At 72.1% G+C, this 6,145-nt stretch carries 6 protein-coding genes and 1 pseudogene; 5 read left to right on the top strand and 2 right to left on the bottom strand.

Features of this window, described 5'->3' with window-relative positions:
* The coding region (locus OOT08_RS17710; protein WP_325094185.1) for an amidohydrolase at positions 1-1,106 on the top strand (1,106 nt) is incomplete at its 5' end.
* Here OOT08_RS17710 and OOT08_RS17705 read toward each other — a convergent pair.
* Positions 1,103-2,566 carry an MDR family MFS transporter gene (locus OOT08_RS17705; protein WP_325094184.1) on the bottom strand — a complete coding sequence of 488 codons (1,464 nt, stop codon included), beginning with the start codon at positions 2,564-2,566 and terminating at the stop codon, positions 1,103-1,105. The genes OOT08_RS17710 and OOT08_RS17705 overlap by 4 nt on opposite strands.
* Positions 2,567-2,708: 142 nt before the next feature.
* Here OOT08_RS17705 and OOT08_RS17700 point away from each other — a divergent pair, with 142 nt between their 5' ends.
* Positions 2,709-3,368, top strand: a complete 660-nt coding sequence (locus OOT08_RS17700; protein WP_325094183.1) for a TetR/AcrR family transcriptional regulator — start codon at positions 2,709-2,711, stop codon at positions 3,366-3,368.
* A 7-nt stretch (positions 3,369-3,375) separates the two neighbouring features.
* Here OOT08_RS17700 and OOT08_RS17695 read toward each other — a convergent pair whose 3' ends face one another.
* Positions 3,376-4,215: a serine hydrolase domain-containing protein gene (locus tag OOT08_RS17695; RefSeq protein ID WP_325094182.1), complete on the bottom strand. Its 840-nt coding sequence runs from the start codon at positions 4,213-4,215 to the stop codon at positions 3,376-3,378.
* Between the two features lie 139 nt (positions 4,216-4,354).
* Between OOT08_RS17695 and OOT08_RS17690 the strand changes: the two genes are divergently transcribed.
* From OOT08_RS17690 to OOT08_RS17680, 3 genes and pseudogenes are all read left to right on the top strand, one after another.
* Positions 4,355-5,191 (top strand): ABC transporter ATP-binding protein, encoded by an 837-nt coding sequence (locus OOT08_RS17690; RefSeq protein ID WP_325094181.1) that lies wholly within the window; start codon positions 4,355-4,357, stop codon positions 5,189-5,191.
* Positions 5,188-5,889, top strand: coding sequence for an ABC transporter permease (locus OOT08_RS17685; protein WP_325094180.1), 702 nt, complete (start codon positions 5,188-5,190; stop codon positions 5,887-5,889). The genes OOT08_RS17690 and OOT08_RS17685 overlap by 4 nt, the downstream gene beginning before the upstream one ends.
* Positions 5,886-6,145: pseudogene (locus tag OOT08_RS17680) on the top strand (ABC transporter permease); the annotation flags it as partial. The gene OOT08_RS17685 and the pseudogene OOT08_RS17680, both read left to right, overlap by 4 nt.

The following is a 6,145-nucleotide window of genomic DNA, read 5'->3' as shown; positions in this document are numbered from 1 at the left end:
GCCCCACGGTCCTGCTGCGCGCGGACACCGATGGCCTGCCCGTCCTCGAGCAGACCGGCCTCGACTACGCCTCGACCGACACGCAGCCGGACGCCGACGGGGCCCCCGTGCCCGTCATGCACGCCTGCGGCCACGACGTGCACATCACGGCGCTGCTCGGCGCGGCCGAGGCCCTCGTCGGCGACGAGGGCTGGGCGGGCACGCTGCTCGCGGTCTTCCAGCCCGCCGAGGAGGTCGGCGCGGGCGCCAAGGCGATGCTCGACGACGGGCTCTTCGAGCGCTTCGGCACCCCGGACGTCGTGCTCGGTCAGCACGTGGCCCCGCTCCCGGCCGGGGTGATCGGGCTGCACCCGGGCGCGGCCTTCGCCGCCTCGGACACGCTCCGGATCGTGGTGCACGGCGAGGGCGGGCACGGCTCACGCCCCGAGACGGCGGTGGACCCGGTCGTGCTGGCCGCCTCCCTCGTGATGCGCCTGCAGACGGTCGTCTCCCGCGAGATCGGCGGCGGGGACGTGGGCGTGCTGACGATCGGCTCCATCCACGGCGGCACCGCGCCGAATATCATCCCGGACCGGGTCGAACTCATGGTGAACATGCGCAGCTTCGACCCGACGGTGCGCGAGACCATGCTTGCCGCGATTGAGCGCATCACCCTCGCCGAGGCCCAAGCCTCGGGGGCCCCGCGGGACCCCGAGATCATCCACGAGGAACACTTCCCCCTCCTCTGGAACGATCCGGCCGCCGCCGAGCGCACCGGGGCTGCGCTGCACGCCGCCCTGGGCGCACCCGTGCTCGACTCCGGGGCCGTGACCGGCAGTGAGGATGTGGGCGAGTTCGCGATCGCGGCCGGGGCCCCGCTCGTGTACTGGATCCTGGGCGGCGGCGACCCGGCCCCGTTCCGGGCCGCGGCCGAGGAGATCACCGCCGCGGGCGGCACCCCCGACCCCCGCGAGCTGGCCCTGCGGGTGCTCGCGGAGCTGCCCTCGAACCACTCGCCGTTCTTCGCGCCGGTGCCGGAGCCGACCCTCGGCCTCGGGGTCACCGCGCTCGTGGCGGCGGCCCGGGAGTGGCTCGCGACGGCCACCCCCGCGGCCTCGCCGCGTTAGCGGCCGGCGGGGGCGTCCTCGCGGCTCAGCATCGGCGCGCAGATCACCGCGACGAGCGTGAGGACTCCGCCGACCACGAAGGCGAGGTGCGCCCCCGCGATCTGCGCCCCGCCGTCCGCGATCCCCGAGAGGGACGCGCCGATCGCGAGCGCTCCCACGAGCGCCGCGGTGCCCGCGGCCCCGCCCAGCTGCTGCAGGGTGTTGAAGATCGCGCTGCCGTGCCCGACCTGGTGCCGGGGCAGCGAACCCAGCGCGTGGGTCATCATCGGGGTCTGGATGAGCGCCATCCCGATGGAGAAGGTCACGTGCATCGCGGTGATCGTCCAGACCGGGGTGTCCGCCTGGATCGTGCTCAGCCACCACTGCGCGCCGCTCAGCAGGATCGCGCCGGGGACCACGAGCGGCTTCGGCCCGAAGCGGTCGTAGAGTCGACCCACGAACGGGGCGAGCACGCCCTGCACGATACCGCCCGGCAGCAGGAGCATGCCGGTGGCGAGCACGCTCAGCCCGAGGCCCGTCTGGGCCAGGATCGGGATGACGACAACGGTGCCGAGCAGGGCACCCTTCGCGACCATGATCACGATCACGGCGAGCCGGAAGTTGCGCACCTGGAAGGCGGACAAATCGAGCAGGGCCCGCCCGCCGTCCGCCTGCAGGCGGCGCTGCCGGACCACGAACAGCACAACGCCGATGATCCCGATCACGAGGCTGATGGGGGCGATGAACGACCCCCGGGAGAGATCGGTGAGGGTGGACACGGCGGTGACGAGCCCCCCGAAGCCGAAGAGGCTGAGGAACACCGAGGGGATATCGAGCCGGGCCCGGCCCCCGCCGCCGAGGGCGGGCATGAACCGGAGCCCGATGAGGAGCACGACGAGGGCGATCGGCACCATGAGCCCGAAGACCCAGCGCCAGCTGAGCAGGTCGATGATCGCGCCGGAGACGGTGGGCCCGATCGCCGGGCCGACCGAGATGACAATCGAGTTCAGCCCCATGACCGCCCCGCGCCGCTGCGGCGCGACGAGGGTCAGGGTCGTGGTCATGAGCAGCGGCATGATGATCGCGGTGCCCCCGGCCTGGAGCACGCGCGCGGCGAGCATCACCCCGAAGCTCGGGGCGAGGATGGCGAGCGTCGTGCCGAGGAGGAAGAGACTCAGCGCGACGATGAACAGGCGCCGCACCGTGTAGCGCTGCAACAGGTACCCGGTCGTGGGGATGACCACGGCCATCGTGAGCAGGAAGCCGGTCGTGAGCCACTGCACGGTCGTCTCGCCGACCGCGAAGTCCCGCATCAGCGGGGGCATCGCGATGCTCAGCACGGTCTCGTTCAGGATCATGACAAAGGCCGAGAACGCCAGGACGGCGATCGTGACGTTGACGGTTTTCTGGCTCGGCGGGGCCGGCTCGGCGGGCGGCTGGGCCCCGGGCAGGGGGATTCGGTCGGTCGCGGGGGTACTCACAGGGCAGTCTTCTTTCCGGGCGGCTTCGGGTGGCCGACGATAAATAATGACACACAGTGCCAGAATTTCACAGCCCAGGCGGCATGTCCGGTAGATTCGAGGCAGACGCATCGTCGCCGCCGCCCGCCAAGAAAGGTCCCGAGTGCCCGACCCAGAGTCCCCCGACGACCCTTCGTCTGCGCCGGAGGGCGTCCGCCAGCGCCGGAATCGCGAGACCCGGGAGGCGATCCACCGCGCCGCGATCGAGCTCGTGGGCACCTGCGACGTGCGCGAGGTCACCGTCGCGCAAATCGCCGAGCGGGCCGGGGTGTCCCGGCGCACCTTCTTCCGGTATTACGCGAACAAGGAGCAGGCGATCCTGCCCGGCCACCAGAACTATCTCACCGCGATCGGGAAGGCCGATCTTGTCGGGGCAACCCCGCACGAGCTGCTGCGCGCCATTGACGCGCTGGGCGATCGGGTGCTCGCGCAGGGCTCCAAGCCGGAGCTCGACGAGCACGAGCACGTCAACGGGCTCGTGCTGCGCGATCCCGGCCTGCGCGCCTACGCCGTCACCCAGGACCTCGCCATCAGCGAGCGGCTCACCGAACGCCTGACGGAGCTCAACCCGGGGCTCGACCCGCGGGAACTCGGCCTGCTCGCGGACCTCTCGGTCACGGTGTGGCGGCGGGGCTGGATCCGCTGGGCCTCGCAGCGGAGGGCGGTCGCCCCGGACGGGACGCCGCTCCCCCACGAGAGCCCCGCGGAGAGCCACCGGCGTACCAGGGCAAGCCTCGGCAGGATCGTCCGGCCCGGGGCCTAAGCCCGGGTCAGGCCCCGGGCGCGGCGGCCGCGCCGCGCGCGTGCTCGGCCAGGACCGCGTCGGAGAACGGCGGCCAGGCCTCGGCGGCCCACTCGCCGAAGTTGCGGTCGGTGAGCGTCACGCAGGCGAGCCCCGCCACGGGGTCCACCCAGACAAACGTGCCCGACTGGCCGAAGTGCCCGAAGGTCTCCGGCGAGTTCTGGGCGCCCGTCCAGTGCGGGTGTTTGCCGTCCTTGATCTCGAAGCCGAGCCCCCAGTCGTTCGGAGACTGCCGCCCAAAGCCGGGCAGCACCCCGTCGAGCCCGGGGAACACGACCCGCGTCGCCATCGCGACGGTGTCGGGGTGCAGGAGGCGGGGCCGCAACAGCTCCGCGGCGAAGCGGCTGAGATCGGCGACGGTCGAGACCCCGCCGGAGGCGGGCCGGCCCTCCAGGCGGGTGGCCGTCATCCCGAGCGGCGTCAGGATCCCCTCGCTGAGATAGTCCTCGAAGGGCATCCCGGTGCGCTCGACGAAGGTCTTCGCGAGCACGTTGATGCCGCGGTTCGAGTACACGCGGCGCTTCCCGGGCGCGGATCGGATGAGGTTCTCGGAGAAGTCGAGTCCCGAGGCGTGGGCGAGCAGGTGCCGAATCGTCGACCCCTCCGGACCCGCCGGATCGTCCAGCTCCAGCGCGCCCTCCTCGATGGCCAGGAGGATTGCCGCGGCGCTCAGCATTTTCGTGACCGACGCGAGCGGAAACTCCCGGCTCTGCTCCCCGTGGGTGCCGAGGATCGCGCCGTCCCGGGCGATCACCGCCGTTGCCGCGTGCTCGACCGGCCAGGATTCAATGACGCTGAGGCTCTGCATCGTTCCAGGCTAGCCCACCGTTTCTGACGATTCGGACACAATCCGGCCCCGGCCCGGCCGCAGTGTCTAGGCTGGAACGCATGCAACGCTTTCCAGGGCCGGGCCGCGCGCGTGACTCGACACGAAGCTTGGGGGAACGATGATCGAATTTTCGGGTGTCTCAAAGCGCTTCCCCGATGGCACGCTGGCCGTGGCCGACTTTTCCCTGGTGATCCCGTCCCGGCGCACGATCGCCCTGGTTGGCTCCTCCGGCAGCGGGAAGACCACGCTGCTCCGGATGATTAACCGGATGGTCGACCCGACCTCGGGCACCGTCTCGATCGACGGCGAAGACATCGCGGGCACGGACCCCGTGCGCCTGCGCCGCCGCATCGGCTACGTCATGCAGAACTCGGGGCTGCTCCCCCACCGCACGGTGCTGCAAAACATCGCCACGGTGCCCCTGCTCACCGGCGTCCCCAAGGACAGCGCCCGGGAACGGGCGCTGGAGCTCATGGACACGGTCGGCCTGGACCGCGCGCTCGCCTCGCGCTACCCCGCGCAGCTCTCGGGCGGACAGCAGCAGCGGGTGGGCGTGGCGCGCGGCCTGGCCGTGGACCCGAACATCCTCCTCATGGACGAACCCTTCGGCGCGGTGGACCCGATCGTTCGGCGCGAGCTGCAGAGCGAGCTGCTCCGGCTCCAGGCCGAACTCGGCAAGACCATCGTGTTCGTGACCCACGACATCGACGAGGCCTTCCTGCTCGGCGACGAGGTTGTGATCCTCGGCATCGGCGGCCAGATCTGCCAGCACGGCACCCCGGAGGCCATCCTGTCCGCGCCCGCGAGCGACTTCGTCGCCGATCTGGTCGGCGCGAACCGGGGCCGCCGGGCGCTCAGCCTGCGCCAGAGCGACGGCCGCACCCTCGTGATTGACGGGGAGGGGCGCATTGCCGGGGTCCTCCCGGAGGGCGTCGACGGGGGCGCGCGCCGGTGAGCTGGCTCCAGCAGAACTGGGCGGAGGTGTGGGGACTGTTCCTCACCCACGCGGGGATGAGCGCGCCGCCCATCCTGCTCGGCCTGCTCATCGCGGTGCCCCTGGGCTGGCTCGCCCACCGCTTCCGCTGGGGGCGCGGGGTGCTCCTGACCGTGGCGGGCCTGCTCTACACGATCCCCTCGCTCGCCCTGATCGTGGCGATGCCGCTCCTCCTCGGCACGAAGATCCTGAACCCGGTGAACCTCATCGTGGCGCTGACGCTCTACGCCGTCGCGCTGCTCGTGCGCACCGCGGCCGAGGCCTTCGACCAGGTCTCCCCCGCCGTCCTCGACGCCGCGACCGGGATGGGATACGGGCCCTGGCGGCGCTTTTGGGGCGTGCAGCTCCCGCTCGCCGGTCCCGTGATTCTCGCCGGGGTGCGCGTTGTGTCCAGCAGCACCGTGAGCCTCGTCACCCTGGGCGCGCTCGTGGGGATGAGCGGCCTCGGCTACCTCTTCACCGATGGCACCCAGCGGGGCTTCCCGACCGAAATCCTGATCGGCATCGTCGGCACGGTGCTCATCGCGCTCGTCTTCGACGTCCTCATCGTGGCCCTCGGCCGCCTCCTGATGCCCTGGACCCGCTCCCGGCGGCGGCACACCCCGAGCGGGCACGCACCCCAAGCGGGCGTCGCCCGGGCCGAGGCGGTGACGGCGTGAACGACGCGCTCGAGTGGCTCACCGACCCGGCGCACTGGTCCGGGCCGGCCGGGGTGCCCGCCCGCCTCGCGGAGCACCTCGTCATCACGGGGTGGGCGGTGCTCATCGCCGGGGTCATCGGCCTGGTCGCGGGGCTCGCAATCGGCCACACGGGGCGGGGGCGGGGCCTGGCCGTCGGACTCAGCGGTGCCCTGCGCGCCCTCCCGACGCTCGGCCTGCTCGTGTTCCTCGCGGTGCAGTTCGGCTTCGGCGTGCG

It is taken from the genome of Leucobacter sp. M11, assembly GCF_035726885.1.
Classification (GTDB): Bacteria; Actinomycetota; Actinomycetes; order Actinomycetales; family Microbacteriaceae; genus JAPFRB01.
Note: the sequence above shows the minus strand (reverse complement) of the source record. Positions and strands in the feature narration are given on the sequence as shown.